The 15888-nt window shown below is 61.0% G+C and carries 13 protein-coding genes and 3 tRNA genes; all 16 read right to left on the reverse strand.

Annotation, left to right across the window (positions count from 1 at the left end; genetic code table 11):
• Nucleotides 1–114: 114 nt before the first annotated feature.
• Entirely contained in the window at nt 115–1086 is a 972-nt protein-coding gene (locus E3Z29_RS21225) for an XdhC family protein (RefSeq protein WP_134786866.1), read from the reverse strand.
• A gap of 1 nt (nt 1087) precedes the next feature.
• The gene (locus E3Z29_RS21230) at nt 1088–2323 is read right to left on the reverse strand and encodes a cytochrome c (protein ID WP_134786867.1); all 1236 of its coding nucleotides are present in this window, start codon (nt 2321–2323) and stop codon (nt 1088–1090) included.
• Between the two features lie 2 nt (nt 2324–2325).
• Nucleotides 2326–2865: a (2Fe-2S)-binding protein gene (locus E3Z29_RS21235; protein WP_134786868.1), complete on the reverse strand. Its 540-nt coding sequence runs from the start codon at nt 2863–2865 to the stop codon at nt 2326–2328.
• Nucleotides 2858–5689: a xanthine dehydrogenase family protein molybdopterin-binding subunit gene (locus tag E3Z29_RS21240; protein ID WP_134786869.1), complete on the reverse strand. Its 2832-nt coding sequence runs from the start codon at nt 5687–5689 to the stop codon at nt 2858–2860. Before E3Z29_RS21240 ends, E3Z29_RS21235 begins: the two co-directional genes overlap by 8 nt.
• A gap of 503 nt (nt 5690–6192) precedes the next feature.
• Nucleotides 6193–6269: transfer RNA gene (locus E3Z29_RS21245), tRNA-Asp, on the reverse strand.
• Between the two features lie 94 nt (nt 6270–6363).
• Nucleotides 6364–6440: transfer RNA gene (locus tag E3Z29_RS21250), tRNA-Asp, on the reverse strand.
• Between the two features lie 55 nt (nt 6441–6495).
• Nucleotides 6496–6571, reverse strand: a tRNA-Val gene (locus tag E3Z29_RS21255).
• Nucleotides 6572–6788: 217 nt separating this feature from the next.
• Complete coding sequence (locus E3Z29_RS21260; protein WP_134786870.1) at nt 6789–7565, reverse strand: SDR family oxidoreductase; 777 nt, start codon at nt 7563–7565, stop codon at nt 6789–6791.
• A complete protein-coding gene (locus tag E3Z29_RS21265; protein ID WP_027611539.1) occupies nt 7562–8773 on the reverse strand; it encodes an O-succinylhomoserine sulfhydrylase in 1212 nt (403 codons plus the stop codon). The genes E3Z29_RS21260 and E3Z29_RS21265 overlap by 4 nt, the downstream gene beginning before the upstream one ends.
• Nucleotides 8774–8853: 80 nt before the next feature.
• Entirely contained in the window at nt 8854–10359 is a 1506-nt protein-coding gene (purF, locus tag E3Z29_RS21270) for an amidophosphoribosyltransferase (RefSeq protein ID WP_003226416.1), read from the reverse strand.
• A gap of 41 nt (nt 10360–10400) precedes the next feature.
• Complete coding sequence (locus tag E3Z29_RS21275; protein ID WP_007961197.1) at nt 10401–10961, reverse strand: CvpA family protein; 561 nt, start codon at nt 10959–10961, stop codon at nt 10401–10403.
• A 98-nt stretch (nt 10962–11059) separates the two neighbouring features.
• Nucleotides 11060–11713 (reverse strand): SPOR domain-containing protein, encoded by a 654-nt coding sequence (locus tag E3Z29_RS21280; protein WP_134786871.1) that lies wholly within the window; start codon nt 11711–11713, stop codon nt 11060–11062.
• The gene (folC, locus tag E3Z29_RS21285; protein WP_134786872.1) at nt 11697–13004 is read right to left on the reverse strand and encodes a bifunctional tetrahydrofolate synthase/dihydrofolate synthase; all 1308 of its coding nucleotides are present in this window, start codon (nt 13002–13004) and stop codon (nt 11697–11699) included. Before folC ends, E3Z29_RS21280 begins: the two co-directional genes overlap by 17 nt.
• Entirely contained in the window at nt 13001–13921 is a 921-nt protein-coding gene (accD, locus tag E3Z29_RS21290; RefSeq protein WP_027611535.1) for an acetyl-CoA carboxylase, carboxyltransferase subunit beta, read from the reverse strand. Before accD ends, folC begins: the two co-directional genes overlap by 4 nt.
• A gap of 200 nt (nt 13922–14121) precedes the next feature.
• On the reverse strand, nt 14122–14766 hold the full coding sequence (locus E3Z29_RS21295; RefSeq protein WP_115989368.1) for a phosphoribosylanthranilate isomerase: 645 nt from the start codon (nt 14764–14766) through the stop codon (nt 14122–14124).
• 64 nt (nt 14767–14830) lie between these two features.
• A complete protein-coding gene (truA, locus tag E3Z29_RS21300; protein ID WP_166497529.1) occupies nt 14831–15655 on the reverse strand; it encodes a tRNA pseudouridine(38-40) synthase TruA in 825 nt (274 codons plus the stop codon).
• Nucleotides 15656–15888: the final 233 nt, after the last annotated feature.

Raw genomic sequence — 15888 nt, forward strand, 5'->3', positions numbered from 1 at the left:
GGAGCTTGCTCCCACCGGGTCGCGAAGCAGCCCCTCTTTTATCCAAAAAAGAAGGCCTGCTGCGCAGTCCAGCGGGAGCAAGCTCCCTCGCCACAAATATTTGCAGAATTCAGATCAGAGCTGGTCTCGGGCAATTCCGCTACGAATCCGCAAGATATCCGCCAGCACCGCCAAAGCGATCTCCGCCGGTGTTTTGCTGCCCAGGTTCAGGCCGATCGGCGCATGAATCCGCGCCAGCTCGACCTCCCCCAGCCCACCAATCCTGCGCAGGCGCTCGAAGCGTTTCTGCGAAGTCTGCTGCGAGCCCATGACGCCAATGTAAAACGCCTCGGTGCGCACCGCTTCCATCATCGCCAGATCGTCGATGCGCGGATCATGGGTCAGCGCCACCACCGCGGTATCGCGATGACAGCCGCCATCGGCGATGAACACCGAAGGCAGTTGCCGACGAATCTCCACGCCATTCAGCACCACGCCTTCGAGCACTTCATCACGTGGATCGCAGAGAATCACTTCGAAACCCAGACCCACCGCGAACTCGGCACAGGCCTGCGCCACGCTGGAGTAACCCGCCAGCAGCAAGCGCTGGGCGGCACCGACGCGAATCCGCACCCGATCAATCTCGCGCTCGATGCGCGCACCCTGCTCGCGATCAGTGAACAGACTGCGCGCACCGCTGGCCAGATCGACCTCGCGAATCAAACGGCGCTGGCCGAGCAATGCCGATTCGAGTTCACGCAGATGCGCCTGCACCTCGCAGTCGGCGTCAAATTTCTCTACCAGTACGTCGAGAATGCCGCCACAGGGCAGGCTGACCCGCGAGCGCGGATCATCACCTTCGCCGTAACGCACCACGTTGACCGCATCGAGAAACGCACCTTCAGCGACGCGCTCGAGAAAGTCTTCCTCAACACAGCCACCGGACAGCGAGCCGATCCACTGGCCTCTATCGTTCACCGCCAGCAGCGAACCCGGTGCACGCGGCGCCGAGCCGTAAGTGGTCAGCACGGTGCAGAGCCAAATGCGCTGCCCCGCTACCGACCACTCCAGTGCCCGCCGCACAACCTGTAGATCGAGATGCTGCATGTCAGTGCGCCTTGTGCTCGACGGCCGGAGCGTCAGCCTGCAGTTTCTGCACGTCGCTCACCGCCAGTTCAGCCGATTGACCGCCCCAGCCTTGACGCAGGTAGTTCAGCAGATCAGTCAGTTGCTCAGGTTTGAGCTTGTCGGCGAAACCCGGCATCGGTTGCATGTGTTCGAATCCAGCGAATTTCTGCTCACCGATACCGTCCTCGATCACCCGCACCAGGTTGCGCGGATCTTCCAGGCGCAGCGTGGTATTGCCGCGCATGGCCACGGCGATGTGCGGTTTGCCTTCACCACCGGCGGCATGACAACCGGCGCAGACGTTCAAATATTCCTGACGGCCGCGCTGGGCGCTCGGGCTGAGCTTGTCCAGCGACACTTCAGTCAGCTCTTTTGCCGCTGGCGGCTTGTCGCCAAGCAGGAACGTCGCCATCGCCGCCAGATCCTGATCGTTCAGGCCCTGGGTGCTGTTGTGGAACACCGGGAACATCTCGTTGAACATCGTGCCTTGGGCGCTCATGCCGTGCTTGAGGAACGTGCTCAGGTCCTGCTGATTCCAGCCGCGCGCCGCCAGATCGGTGGCGAGCAGGCTCGGTGCCAGATAACCGTTGAGGATGCCGCCGGTCAGGCGCTTGTCCAATTGCATCGCGCCCGGCAGGCCGCGTGGCGTGTGGCATTCGCCGCAGTGACCGAGCACTTCGACCATGTACTGGCCGCGCTTCCAGGCTGCGCTTTTGCCTTCGCCAGACTCCAGCTTCAAGGCCTTGCCATACAGCATGTTCCAGCCGATCAGGCCCGGACGCACGTTGAACGGAAAGCTCAGGCTGGTGACCGGCGCTGCGCGCTCGATCGGCTCGATGGTTTTCAGGTACGCGTGAATCGCATCCGAGTCTTCCCGCGGCACCAGGTGATACGAAGTGTACGGCATCGCCGGATACAGATTGGCGCCGTCGCGACGCTTGCCTTCGGTCAGCGCAGCGAAGAATTCGTCATCGCTGTACAGGCCGATGCCGTGCGCTTTGCTCGGGGTGATGTTGGTGCCGTAGATCGTGCCGAACGGCGAAACGATCGGCAGCCCGCCGGCAAACGGCGCGCCGCCCGGCGCGGTGTGGCACGCCATGCAGTCGGCGGCGCGGGCGAGGTATTCGCCGCGCTTGACCTGATCATCAGCGTGAGCAAACAACACCGGCGCAGCCAGCCCGACCGCCAGGGTCAGGCGGGTCAATAGATGCTTCATGCTCAACCCTCCTTGACCAGGCCGAGATCGGTCAGCACGTTGCGCGTGGCGTTGTAGTAACGCACGTACCCGGTGCAACGGCAGATGTGGTGGCCGAGGCTGTCCTCGATGACTTTTTCCAGTTGGCTTTTGACGATCGGCTGGCGCTGCAGCTTCTCCACCAGCACCGTCGCGGCGTTGACGAAGCCCGGCGCGCAGTAGCTGCACTGGAAGGCGAATTCGTCGACGAAACGCTGCTGGACCGGGTTCAGCTCAGTGACCTGGCCACTCTCATCACGCTTGGCGTGACTTTCGATGGTGCGGACTTTCTTGCCTTCGAAGTAATGCGCGCCGGTGATGCAGGTGCGCACTTCTTCACTGGTGCCGTCCGGGTTGTCGACGATCACCACGCAGGCGTGGCAAATGCCCTGGCCGCAGCCCAGGCGCGAGCCGGTGAGGTTCTTGTATTCGTGCAGATAGTCGATCATCGGCAGGTCATCAGGGATGTCCACCGGGCCGACGGATTGACCATTGAGGGTCAGTTGAAGCGGACGGTTAGCCATTGAGGGCCTCCTTGATGCGCGCAGCAGTGATTGGCAGATCGCGAACACGTTTACCGATGGCGTGCGCCACGGCGTTACCGATGGCACCGACCACCGGGATCATCACCACTTCGGCGATGCCTTTGGACGGATCGCTTGGCGACAGCGGCGGCAGAATCTCCGCAGTCTGCTTCCACACCGCCACGTGACGGGCCATCGGCAGGCGATAACGGTTGAAGTTCCAGTCACCCTCCCCCGGTCCGCCTTCGTACAGCGGCATCTCTTCCATCAATGCATGACCGATGCCCATGGCGATCCCGCCTTCGAGCTGGCCCTTGACCAGTTCTTCGACCAGCACCCGACCGCACTCGACCCACGAATGGTGGTTGAGCACCTCGACTTCCGCCGAGCCTTTATTGACCTTCAGCTCGACCAACGTGGCCACCGGGCTGTAGTAAGTAACCGCCGCGTTGTTCAACTGGACCACCGGGTAGTTGATGTTCTGGCGATCCAGCAGGTGGAAACCCGCCGTGCTCATCAACGCTTTCTTCGCCTTCGGCGCGCCATCACCGTACTTCACTGCGAGACCGTCGAGCGGCAGACGCTCGCGCACGCCGTCGATGCTGTATTCGGCCTCGGCCCAGCTCCAGCGGTTGAACGCGTGAACGGTGGCGCCGGTGACCAGACCACGTTCGTGAGCGCGTTTGGCCAGCTCTTCGAAGCTCAATGGCTGCATGCCATTGGCAGTGAGCTTGCCATCGACCCAATGCGCATCTTCACGACGCACCACGTAAGGGTTGGCTTGACCGCCGTAAGGGCCCTGACGCCAGATTTCCATGGCCGCCGGCCACAAACCGTTGTTGAACAGCACGCGCGCCGCTTCACGGGTGGCGTGACTGAAGTAGTAGGCCGAGTTGGTCGCGGACGACGCCGAGGCCAGCTTGCCAACCCAGCGCGGGTTGCGCAGCAGGTTGTCCTGTTCGGCCTGGCTCATGATGTAAGGGTTGCCGCTGGTGATCAGCTGCATTTCCTTCCATTCGGTTTCGCCGGTCTTCACGTCGTGCGCCGGGCTGCCAAGGAAATCGGCCACCACCAGCGCCTGCGAAGTGGACATGCCAGTGCCGATTTCAATACCGATGTGACGCAGAGTGATGCGACCTTCAGCAGTGAATTCGATGCTGGCCATCGGCGCTTCGGAGCCAGTGCCGAAGTCTTTCTGGCAAATGGCAAAACCCACGCCGTACCAGTTGTCCGGGTCGGCAGCTTCGCGCTGTTTCTTGATCGCGTCGCGGTTTTTCCAGACTTCGTGCACCGAGGCCTTGTCGAGAATCTCGTGCAGGCGCAGGGCACCGGCCGGAATCGCGCCCTGGGTGTTTTTCATGCCCGAACGCAAGGCGTTCTTGCGACGCAGATCAATCGCGTCAACGCCGAGGCGGTTGGCGATTTCGTCGACCATCATTTCGGTCGAGGCCATGCTTTGCAGGGTGCCGTAACCGCGCATCGAACCCGCTTCAACACCACGCGAGTGATAAGCGGTGACCTGCAGATCGTTCTGCGGCATGTAATAGATCGACTGCGCTGCCGTGGCACCGACTGCCGCTACCGACGGGCTGTAGTTGATGCGACCGCCACCGTCGACGCTCATCTCGGCACGGAAAATCTTGAAGCTGTAGTCATTCTTGTCCACTGCGAGCTGGTAGCGGATGTCGAACGGGTGGCGCTTGATGCCGCTCTGGAACTGCTCGTAGCGGTCATTCGCCAGACGGATCGGCACACCGGCGCCGTACAGCGCAGCGAGGGCCGCGTAGTAGACGAAGATGTTGTGGTCTTTGGAACCGTAGCCCACGGTGTAACCTGGGTGCATGTTCAGGTTTGCCAGGCCGAAGCGCGATGGCGCGATCATTTTCGCGGTCTCGGTCGCCGCTTCCAGCGGGCACTGAGTGGCGACCACGAAGTGCAGGGTCTTGGTTTTCGGGTCGTACCAGCCGTTGCCGTTGTCCGGCTCCATGGCGGCCGGTTCGATCGACGGAGTCTTGTAGCGCTCGTCAAACACCAGCCAGTTGTCCGGCGGCGTGTCGATCTGCTGCTTCATGCGATCGGCGTAGAACAGGCCGCGCTCGGTCAGGTTGCCGTGCAGGTTCGGCTGGGAATTCCATACCGGGCGACGGTTCTTCAGCATCGGGAACAGGATCGAGTCCTTGAGGCTGGCGAACTCGTCTTCGTCGGCCGAGGTCGGGCCGCCCACACGCACGTAGCGGAAGCTGCCATAGGGGTCGCCTTCGTAGTACGGCACTTGTGCACCGTAACGAATCGCCTTGTCATTGAATTTGAGTTTGTTCTTGGCCTGACGGAAACGCTCGAAATCGTTCCAGATCAGGATCGCCACCGGGTGGCCGATGAACATCGGCACTTTGCCTTCCGGCAGCAATGGGTCTGGCGCGTGTTCTTCAGGGAAGACGATGCCGTCCTTGTCCAGATCGGCCGCTGTGACAATGCGGTCAGGTTGCAAGTCGGCGCCCAGCCACGACAGGTCGTAGCCTTCGTAGATTCGGTCAGCCTTGATGGTTTTCAGCAGCATGGCGTGGCCTTGCTGCTCAGGCCAGCCCGGCATGTCCTTGGAACGAATGTCGCGGGCAAACACTTTGCTGCCGCAGACCTTGGACAGGGCGTCGTTACGTTGGCGTGCCTTGCCGTTGTTGCCGAGCCACTTCTCGGACGGCACGGTGACGCTGTTTTCCATCAAGGCAGCCAGCGCCTGACTGCTGAGCGGCGTGAGCGTGACGCTCACACCCGCCACCAGCCCGCCCTGGAGGAACGAGCGCCGGGATATATCACGATTGGACATGGATCATCCTCTGGGCGGTTATGTGTCCGCCCTTCTGGTTATCTACTGGGAATCTCGAGTCTTGCAGAAGCCCTTCTTGGCGAAACAAAGGGCGTGTTGACAGTGCAAAGCTGACCGAAAGGTTAACTTTAAAGGTTTCTGAGCGTCCGGCAAACAACCAGTTACAAAAATTTGACTAAAGAATCAAAAAATCAATGCGACGTGGCACCGCAGCAGATCGCCGGGCACACCGCCCCCCCCCCCCCTGTGGGAGCGGGCTTGCTCGCGAAGGCGTGGTGTCAGGCAGACCATTTTCAACTGATACACCGCTTTCGCGAGCAAGCCCGCTCCCACAGGGGGATTTGTGTTGGATTCAGGGTGGAGGCACGAGCCTAAGGAAGGAAATACCAAATTTCAGACACAAAAAACCCCGGTCTTTCGACCAGGGTCTTTGCTATCGATTCCGAAACAACCAACGGTTGCTTTCGGTGTTTCAAGGCGTTCAGTGGTCCTTGAAACAGATATGGCGCAGCGGACGGGACTCGAACCCGCGACCCCCGGCGTGACAGGCCGGTATTCTAACCGACTGAACTACCGCTGCGTATCGCTTTGAGCTTGCGCTCAAGTAACTCGTTTTGATTGAAAGCTTCGGTGCTTTGCAATCGCGAACCAGACAATGTCTGACTCGTAAAATATGGCGCAGCGGACGGGACTCGAACCCGCGACCCCCGGCGTGACAGGCCGGTATTCTAACCGACTGAACTACCGCTGCGCGTCGGTGGAGGCACTTTCAGCCTACCTCTTGCTTTCGCAAGTTTCTCGGGGAGTGGTGGGTGATGACGGGATCGAACCGCCGACATTCTGCTTGTAAGGCAGACGCTCTCCCAGCTGAGCTAATCACCCGTTTGCATCTCCGAGGCCGCGAAATTTACGCAGGTAGCGAACCTAAGTCAATAGCAGGATTGAAGTTTTTCTGAAAAAGACGAAATTGTTTCCATCCTGCAAGACTGCCTTCGCGAGCAAGCTCGCTCCCACAGGGGGATTGCATTCCAAATGTGGGAGCGAGCTTGCTCGCGAAGGCGGCAGCCCATTTGACGCAAATTCAGGAGAAGAACGCGATCTACTCGGTGTAAATCATCTTCTTGGTCATGCCACCATCCACGACGAATTCCTGCCCGGTGACAAACCCGGCATTGCGCGACAACAGCCACGCGACCATCGCCGCCACATCCTCGACCGTCCCTACCCTGCCCGCCGGATGCTGAGCATGATCGGCATCGGCCAAAGGCTCTGCTCGCCGCGCAGAAGGATCCCGAGCATCAATCCAGCCAGGGCTGACCGCATTGACGCGAATTTCCGGCCCGAGACTGATCGCCAACGCATGGGTCAGCGCCAACAACCCGCCCTTGCTCGCCGCATACGCCTCGGAATCAGCCTCCGACTGCCGCGCACGGGTCGAGGCCAGATTGACGATCGAGCCGTTGTGCGCGCGCAGATACGGCGCACAGTGCTTGGCCAGCAGCATCGGCCCACTGAGGTTTACCGCCAGCACTCGATTCCAGTACGCCAGATCAAGACTTTCCAGGGTGATGTTGTGCGGGTCAGCGACTGCCGTATTGCACACCAGCGCATCGAGACGACCAAATTGGCCGAGCACCTCGGCAACGCCGAGCGCGACCTGACTTTCATCCGCCACGTCCATGGCGATGAACCAGGCATTCTCGCCCAGTACCTTCGCCACTTTCGAGCCGCGCACCCGATCAAGATCGGTCAGCACCACTTGCCAGCCTTCGCTGATCAACCAGGCCGCGATACCCAAACCGATGCCGCGCGCAGCACCGGTAACCAGCGCCACGCGGCCATGGGTGCCCGCCTTCGGAGTAGACAACTCGATCACAACGCCGCCAGACCGCGCGACAGATCAGCCTGCAGGTCCGCCACGTCTTCCAGACCGACCGCGATGCGGATCAGGCTGTCACGAATCCCTGCTGCTTCACGCTCCTGTGGCGCCAGACGGCCATGGGAGGTGGTGCTCGGATGAGTGATGGTGGTTTTGCTGTCACCAAGGTTGGCGGTGATCGAGATCAACCGGGTGGCATCGATAAAGCGCCACGCGCCCTCTTTGCCGCCCTTGACCTCGAAACTCACCACCGCACCGAAGCCCTTCTGTTGACGCTGGGCCAGTTCGTGCTGCGGATGACTCTTGAGACCGGCGTAATGGACTTTCTCGATACCGTCCTGCTGCTCCAGCCATTCGGCCAGTTGCTGGGCGTTGGCGCAGTGCGCCTTCATCCGCAGATTCAGGGTTTCCAGGCCCTTGAGGAAGATCCACGCGTTGAACGGGCTCAGTGTCGGCCCGGCGGTGCGCAGGAAACCGACAACTTCTTTCATCTGCTCGCTGCGACCAGCCACCACACCGCCCATGCAACGGCCCTGACCGTCGATGAACTTGGTCGCCGAGTGCACGACGATGTCCGCACCGAGTTTCAGCGGCTGCTGCAAGGCAGGCGTGCAGAAGCAGTTGTCGACCACCAGCATCGCGCCTTTGGCGTGAGCGATTTCCGCCAGCGCGGTGATATCCACCAGCTCTGCCAACGGATTGGACGGCGACTCGACGAACAGCAGCTTGGTGTTCGGCTTGATCGCCGCATCCCAAGCCGAGAGATCGGCCAGCGGCACGTAGTCAACTTGCACGCCGAAACGCTTGAAGTACTTCTCGAACAGGCTGATGGTCGAACCGAACACGCTGCGCGACACCAGCACGTGATCGCCGGCACTGCACAGGCTCATCACCACCGCCATGATCGCGGCCATGCCCGTGGCGGTGGCGACCGCTTGCTCAGCGCCTTCCAGCGCAGCGATACGCTCTTCGAACGCGCGCACGGTCGGGTTGGTGTAGCGCGAGTAAACGTTGCCCGGCACTTCTCCGGCAAACCGCGCAGCCGCATCGGCGGCGGTGCGGAACACATAGCTGGAGGTGAAGAACATCGGATCACCGTGTTCGCCTTCCGGCGTACGGTGCTGACCGGCACGTACGGCCAGGGTATCGAACGCTACGCCTTCGAGGTCGCTGTCCAGCCGACCGGCATCCCATTCCTGACTCATGCTGTCACTCCTTGCCCTGTTCTGAATAAATGAAAGTCTTTTGCCAGATACAAAACCGGCCCCTCAGGGCCGGTAGAAACTCAGTTGTTGTACAGATCGATGATCGCACTGACCGCCTGGGTCTTGACCTTGGAGGCATCGTTGCGTGCCTGCTCGATCTTGTCCAGGTAAGCCTCGTCGACGTCGCCGGTGACGTACTTGCCGTCGAACACCGCGCAATCGAAGTTTTCGATCTTGATCTTGCCGCCACCGACTGCTTCGATCAAGTCAGGCAGGTCCTGATAGATCAGCCAGTCTGCACCGATCAGATCCGCCACATCCTGAGTCGAACGATTGTGTGCGATCAGTTCGTGAGCGCTCGGCATGTCGATGCCGTAAACGTTCGGGAAGCGTACAGCCGGGGCCGCCGAGCAGAAGTAGACGTTTTTCGCGCCGGCTTCGCGGGCCATCTGGATGATCTGCTTGCAGGTGGTGCCGCGTACGATCGAGTCGTCGACCAGCATCACGTTCTTGCCGCGGAATTCCAGCTCGATCGCGTTGAGCTTCTGACGAACCGACTTCTTGCGGGCAGCCTGGCCCGGCATGATGAAGGTCCGGCCGATGTAGCGGTTCTTGACGAAGCCTTCGCGGAATTTCACACCCAGGTGGTTCGCCAGCTCCAGCGCGGCGGTGCGGCTGGTGTCCGGAATCGGGATGACCACGTCGATGTCGTGCTCTGGACGCTCGCGCAGGATCTTCTCGGCGAGTTTCTCGCCCATGCGCAGACGCGCCTTGTACACCGACACGCCGTCGATGATCGAATCCGGACGCGCCAGGTAAACGTGTTCGAAGATGCACGGGGTCAGGGACGGGTTGGTCGCGCACTGACGGGTGTGCAGCTTGCCGTCTTCAGTGATGTACACCGCTTCGCCCGGGGCCAGGTCGCGAATCAGGGTGAAACCGAGCACGTCCAGGGAAACGCTTTCGGAAGCGATCATGTACTCGACGCCTTCGTCGGTGTGACGCTGACCGAACACGATCGGACGAATGCCGTGCGGGTCACGGAAACCGACGATGCCGTAACCGGTGATCATCGCCACCACCGCGTAACCGCCGACGCAACGGTTATGCACGTCGGTCACGGCGGCAAACACGTCTTCTTCGGTCGGCTGCAGCTTGCCGCGCTGGGCCAGCTCATGAGCGAACACGTTGAGCAGCACTTCCGAGTCGGAACTGGTGTTGACGTGACGCAGGTCGGATTCGTAGATCTCCTTGGCCAACTGTTCAACGTTGGTCAGGTTGCCGTTGTGCGCCAGGGTGATGCCGTAAGGCGAGTTGACGTAAAACGGCTGCGCTTCGGCCGAGGTCGAGCTGCCGGCAGTCGGGTAACGGACGTGACCGATACCCATGTGGCCGACCAGGCGCTGCATGTGACGCTGCTGAAACACGTCACGCACCAGACCATTGTCCTTGCGCAAGAACAACCGGCCATCATGGCTGGTCACGATACCGGCAGCGTCCTGGCCGCGGTGCTGGAGCACGGTTAGCGCGTCATACAGCGCCTGATTGACGTTCGACTTACCGACGATACCGACGATGCCACACATGCGACGCAACCCCTACTTAATGGATCTGAACTGAACAACACTCACTGAGGCGTTTTGGCCGACGGCAAGAGTTGCTCCTTGAACGGAATATCAGCGGGTACGCTGATTCCGCTGGCAAGCCACTGACTGCTCCACCCGAGAATCAGGTTTTTGGACCAGTCGGCGACCAATAGAAACTTTGGCACGAGCTGTGATTCTTTCCACCACCCGTCCTGCTGTACCGGCCCCAGGCTCAACAGCCCGACTGCCACGACCACCAGCAACACGCCACGCGCCGCGCCGAAGGCCATGCCCAGGAATCGATCGGTGCCGGACAATCCGGTCACGCGCACCAACTCGCCGATAAGATAATTGATCATTGCGCCCACGATCAGCGTGGCGACAAACATGATGGCACAGCCCGCGATCACGCGAGCCGATGGGGTTTCGATGTATCCGGCGAGGTACTCGGACAGTGAGCCACCGAACATCCAGGCAACCGCTCCTGCGATGATCCAGGTCACCAGCGATAATGCTTCCTTGACGAAGCCGCGGCTCAAACTGATCAAAGCGGAGATGGCGATGATTGCAACAATCGCCCAGTCAACCAGGGTAAATGGCACAGTGCAGCCTACAGACGGATAAGGCGGCGCATTTTAGCAGAGCGCACCGCTGTCGGTAAGCTGCGATTTTCAGTGCATTTCAATCGAATCGATAGATCCTAGCCGCGCTCGGGCTGGAAGCGCACGACAAACCCCTTCAGGTTCTGCTGGCGACTCAACAGATCACGCAGACGATCGGCCTCGGCACGCTCGATCAGCGGACCCACGAACACCCGGTTCTTGCCGTCGGCGGAACGGATATAAGCGTTGTAGCCCTGACTGCGCAGGGTTTTCTGCAGGCTTTCGGCGCTGGCGCGACTCGACAGACTGGCCAGTTGCACCGACCAGCTGACCGACAGACCGTTGGCATCGACGCGACTTTGCGTGGTGTCAGGTTTCGACGCAGCAGCAATAGGCTGAGCAGGTGCCGGAATCGGTTTGGCCACCGCAGGCGGCGCAGTCGGCTTGGCGATTGCTATGGGCGCCGTCGGCGCCGGGGCTGCCGCGATTGGTGCAGCAGGCGCAGTGTCTTCTGCGACTTCTTCATCCGCTGGCACCGGCTCTTGTGGCGAAGCTTGCGGCTCAGGCACGGCCACCGACTCCATTTGCACCTGAGGCATCGAAGGGGCTTGCGGCGCGGCAGGCGCCTCGACCGTCACTTGACGTTGCTCGTCCTGGCGGGAAAACAGCATCGGCAGGAAAATCACCGCCAGCGCCACCAGCACCAGGGCACCGACCATGCGCTGCTTGTACGCTTTATCCAGCAAAGCCATTTGCCGCTTCCTCCGTGGAGCGCCGGGCCAGCCATTCAAGGGCCTCGGCAACACAATAAAATGATCCGAACAACAGAATCTCGTCGTCGCTGGTTGCGATCGCACACTGCCCTTCCAGCGCAGCCGCGACACTGTCATAGGACGTGACGGACGCGCCAAGGTTCTGCAACCCGGCGTGCAATTCACTGACCGGACGCGAACGCGGCGAATCCAGCGGCGCGACCGCCCAATGCTGGACACTAGCATTCAATTCGCCGACAACACCATCCAGATCCTTGTCGGCCAACAGGCCGAACACCGCCAGACGCTTGCCTACCGGCGGCCGAGTGGCCAGGCGCCGCGCCAGATACTCCGCCGCGTGCGGGTTATGCCCCACGTCCAGCAGCAGGTTCAGGCGCTTGCCATCGAATTCGAACGAGCGGCGATCCAGCCGGCCGACCACGCGAGTGGCCTGCAAGGCAGCAACAATTTGCGACGGATTCCACGGCAAACCGAGCAGCAGATACGCCTGCAAGGCCAGCGCTGCGTTTTCCATCGGCAGATCGAGCAGCGGCAAGTCGCGCAGTTCGACCGGCTGGCCTTGCGCATCGGTACCGCGCCACTGCCAGTGCTGGTCTGTGATGCCGAGGTCGAAATCACGCCCACGCAGGAAAAACGGACATGCCAGCTCCCGCGCCTTGTCGAGCAACGGCTGCGGAGGATTCAGGTCGCCGCACAAGGCTGGTTTGCCCTGACGGAAAATCCCGGCCTTCTCGAAGGCCACGGATTCGCGGGTATTGCCCAGGTATTCGGCATGATCGACGCCAATGCTGGTGACCAGCGCGATATCGGCGTCCACCACATTGACCGTGTCCAGACGCCCGCCCAGCCCGACTTCCAGCACCACAGCGTCAAGTTTTGCCTGTTGAAACAACCAGAACGCCGCCAGGGTGCCCATTTCGAAGTAAGTCAGGGAAGTGTCGCCACGCCCGGCCTCGACTGCAGCGAAGGCCTCGCACAGCTGAGTGTCAGTGGCTTCGACGCCATTGAGCTGCACCCGCTCGTTGTAACGCAGCAGGTGCGGAGAATTGTAGACACCCACGCTCAGGCCCTGCGCCCGTAGCAAGGAAGCCACGAAAGCGCAGGTCGAACCCTTGCCGTTGGTGCCGGTGACCGTAATCACCCGAGGCGCCGGCTGGCCCAGTCCCATGCGGGACGCTACCTGTTGCGAACGCTCCAGCCCCATGTCGATGGCCGATGGATGCAACTGCTCAAGGTAGGCGAGCCACTCGCCAAGGGTACGCTCGGTCATACGTTGGCAGGCACCGGTGGAACGACGATTGGCTCGACAGGAGCGGCGACGTAGGTCGGAGTCGGCTGGCCGGTCAGTTGCGCCAGCAGATTGCCCAGGCGTGGACGCAGTTCACGACGATCGATGATCAGATCGATCGCGCCATGCTCCAGCAGGAACTCGCTGCGCTGGAAGCCTTCCGGCAGTTTTTCACGCACGGTCTGCTCGATCACGCGTGGACCGGCGAAGCCGATCAGTGCCTTTGGCTCACCGACGATCACGTCGCCGAGCATCGCCAGACTGGCGGAAACGCCGCCGTAGACCGGATCGGTCAGCACCGAGATGAACGGAATGCCTTCTTCACGCAGACGCGCCAGTACGGCCGACGTCTTGGCCATCTGCATCAGCGAGATCAGCGCTTCCTGCATGCGCGCACCACCGGAGGCGGCGAAGCAGATCATCGGGCAACGGTTTTCCAGGGCGTAGTTGGCGGCGCGCACGAAACGCTCACCGACGATGGCGCCCATGGAACCGCCCATGAAGCTGAATTCGAACGCCGACACCACCACCGGCATACCCAGCAGGGTGCCGCTGACGGAAATCAGCGCGTCCTTTTCGCCGGTCTGCTTCTGTGCAGCGACCAGACGGTCCTTGTACTTCTTGCCGTCGCGGAATTTCAGACGGTCAACCGGCTCCAGGTCTGCACCCAGCTCGTTGCGGCCTTCGGCATCCAGGAAGATGTCGATACGCGCCCGTGCGCCGATGCGCATGTGGTGGTTGCACTTGGGGCAAACGTCCAGGGTCTTTTCCAGCTCAGGGCGATACAGCACAGCCTCGCAGGACGGGCATTTGTGCCACAGACCTTCAGGCACCGAGCTCTTCTTGACCTCCGAACGCATGATCGAAGGGATCAGTTTGTCTACCAACCAGTTGCTCATGCTTTCTTTCTCCAGTACCGGCGGCCCGAACGCTCTGGTTCGCAGCCCCGCGTATGCCCTTCAGCTAAATTCATGTGTGTGGCGATGATTGATGGAACGCCGCGGTCAGCGCGGAACATGACCTGCGTGCAACTCCAGAAACCCTCAGCCTCGCCTGCTTTGTGCAAGTGCATTGATGGACGGCGGCAGTTCGCCAGCCGTCACATCGAAGTAGACGCTCCCTGCGAGCTTCTACGTACGGCATTGATGAACGCGCGGATCTTCGCATGATCCTTGATGCCCTTGCTCGCTTCTACCCCGCCGCTGACATCGACCGCGTACGGTTTGACCCGGGCCACAGCGTCGGCGACGTTTTCCGGGGTGAGGCCACCGGCCAGGATCAGCGGCTTGCTCAAAGTTTGCGGAATCAAAGACCAGTCGAACGCCTCGCCGGTTCCGCCAGGCACGCCTTCGACATAAGTGTCGAGCAGCACGCCACTGGCACTCGGATAGGCATCGACGGCAGCGGCGATGTCGTCGCCAGACTTGACCCGCAATGCCTTGATGTACGGACGATGCCAGCCTTCGCACTGTTCAGCGGTTTCGTCGCCATGGAACTGCAACAGGTCCAGCGGCACGGCATCGAGGATTTCCCCCAACTCGCAGCGGCTGGCATTGACGAACAGGCCCACCGTCGTCACGAACGGCGGCAAGGCCTGGATGATCGCCCTTGCCTGCTGCACGCTCACTGCACGCGGGCTCTTGGCGTAGAACACGAACCCGATCGCATCCGCCCCGGCCTCGACCGCTGCCAACGCATCTTCTATGCGGGTAATCCCGCAGATCTTGCTGCGAACGGCTGACATATCGAGAAAAACTCCGCGTCAAATTCGGGAAAGTCCCGGATGGTAACAAATGCGTTCGAGGGCGTCAGCCGTCAAGTTCCGAGAAACCCGTAAGGAAATGTGGCCCGATAAAACGCTCGGGCAACGGAAATTCATCGTGATATTCGACCTGCACCAGATACAACCCGTACGGATGCGCTGTCACGCCACCGGAACGGCGCTCGCGGCTTTCCAGCACTTCCTTCATCCACTCGACCGGCCGCTCGCCGGCACCGATGGTCATCAGCACACCGGCAATGTTGCGCACCATGTGGTGCAAAAAGGCGTTGGCGCGGATATCGAGCACGATCATCTTGCCGTGACGGGTCACGCGCAGATGATGCATCTTCTTGATCGGCGACTTGGCCTGACACTGGCCGGCGCGGAACGCACTGAAATCATGAGTACCGATCAGGTATTGCGCCGCTTCAGCCATGCGCTCAACGTCGAGTGGGCGGTGGTTCCAGGTGATCTCTTCGTTGAGATGCGCCGGACGAATCTGATCGTTGTAGATCACATAGCGATAACGCCGGGCGATGGCTTTGAACCGCGCATGGAAATGCGCCGGCATCACCCGCGCCCAGCTGACACTGATGTCGTGGGGCAGATTGATATTGGCGCCCATCACCCAGGCTTTCAGCGAACGATCGACCGGCGTGTCGAAATGAACCACTTGTCCGCAAGCATGCACCCCGGCATCGGTACGCCCGGCGCACTGCAGCGAAACCGGCGAATTGGCGACTTTCGACAAGGCTTTTTCGAGTTCTTCCTGCACCGTGGCCACGCCGGTCAACTGACGCTGCCAGCCGCTGTAGCGCGAGCCTTTGTACTCGACGCCCAGTGCCACACGGTAAAAGCCTTCGGGTGCCATTTCGGCGACCGGGTTATCTATGTTTGCCAAGGTGGGACAGCCTGCTGAGGTACAAAGGCGGGCATTATAAGGCTGTGGGTCGGGGATGCCAGTCAGTTCTGTGTTGACCCATCCGGCCTCTTCGCGAGCAAGCCCGCTCCCACAGGTAGAGCACATTTCAAATGTGGGAGCGGGCTTGCTCGCGAAAGCGCCATTCCAGGCGCTGCAGAATCCAGCCCAAACAAAAACGGCAG

Origin of the sequence: Pseudomonas sp. S150 (assembly GCF_004526365.1) — a bacterium.
Classification (GTDB): Bacteria; Pseudomonadota; Gammaproteobacteria; order Pseudomonadales; family Pseudomonadaceae; genus Aquipseudomonas; species Aquipseudomonas putida_A.

Excerpts from the sequence above, each read along its gene's own strand:
- E3Z29_RS21235 (WP_134786868.1), bottom strand. The coding sequence starts at position 2,865 with ATGGCTAACCGTCCGCTTCAACTGACCCTCAATGGTCAATCCGTCGGC.
- E3Z29_RS21280 (WP_134786871.1), bottom strand. The coding sequence starts at position 11,713 with ATGGCTTTGCTGGATAAAGCGTACAAGCAGCGCATGGTCGGTGCCCTG.
- accD (WP_027611535.1), bottom strand. The coding sequence starts at position 13,921 with ATGAGCAACTGGTTGGTAGACAAACTGATCCCTTCGATCATGCGTTCG.
- purF (WP_003226416.1), bottom strand. The coding sequence starts at position 10,359 with ATGTGTGGCATCGTCGGTATCGTCGGTAAGTCGAACGTCAATCAGGCG.
- folC (WP_134786872.1), bottom strand. The coding sequence starts at position 13,004 with ATGACCGAGCGTACCCTTGGCGAGTGGCTCGCCTACCTTGAGCAGTTG.
- truA (WP_166497529.1), bottom strand. The coding sequence starts at position 15,655 with ATGGCACCCGAAGGCTTTTACCGTGTGGCACTGGGCGTCGAGTACAAA.
- E3Z29_RS21295 (WP_115989368.1), bottom strand. The coding sequence starts at position 14,766 with ATGTCAGCCGTTCGCAGCAAGATCTGCGGGATTACCCGCATAGAAGAT.
- E3Z29_RS21265 (WP_027611539.1), bottom strand. The coding sequence starts at position 8,773 with ATGAGTCAGGAATGGGATGCCGGTCGGCTGGACAGCGACCTCGAAGGC.
- E3Z29_RS21225 (WP_134786866.1), bottom strand. The coding sequence starts at position 1,086 with ATGCAGCATCTCGATCTACAGGTTGTGCGGCGGGCACTGGAGTGGTCG.
- E3Z29_RS21240 (WP_134786869.1), bottom strand. The coding sequence starts at position 5,689 with ATGTCCAATCGTGATATATCCCGGCGCTCGTTCCTCCAGGGCGGGCTG.
- E3Z29_RS21230 (WP_134786867.1), bottom strand. The coding sequence starts at position 2,323 with ATGAAGCATCTATTGACCCGCCTGACCCTGGCGGTCGGGCTGGCTGCG.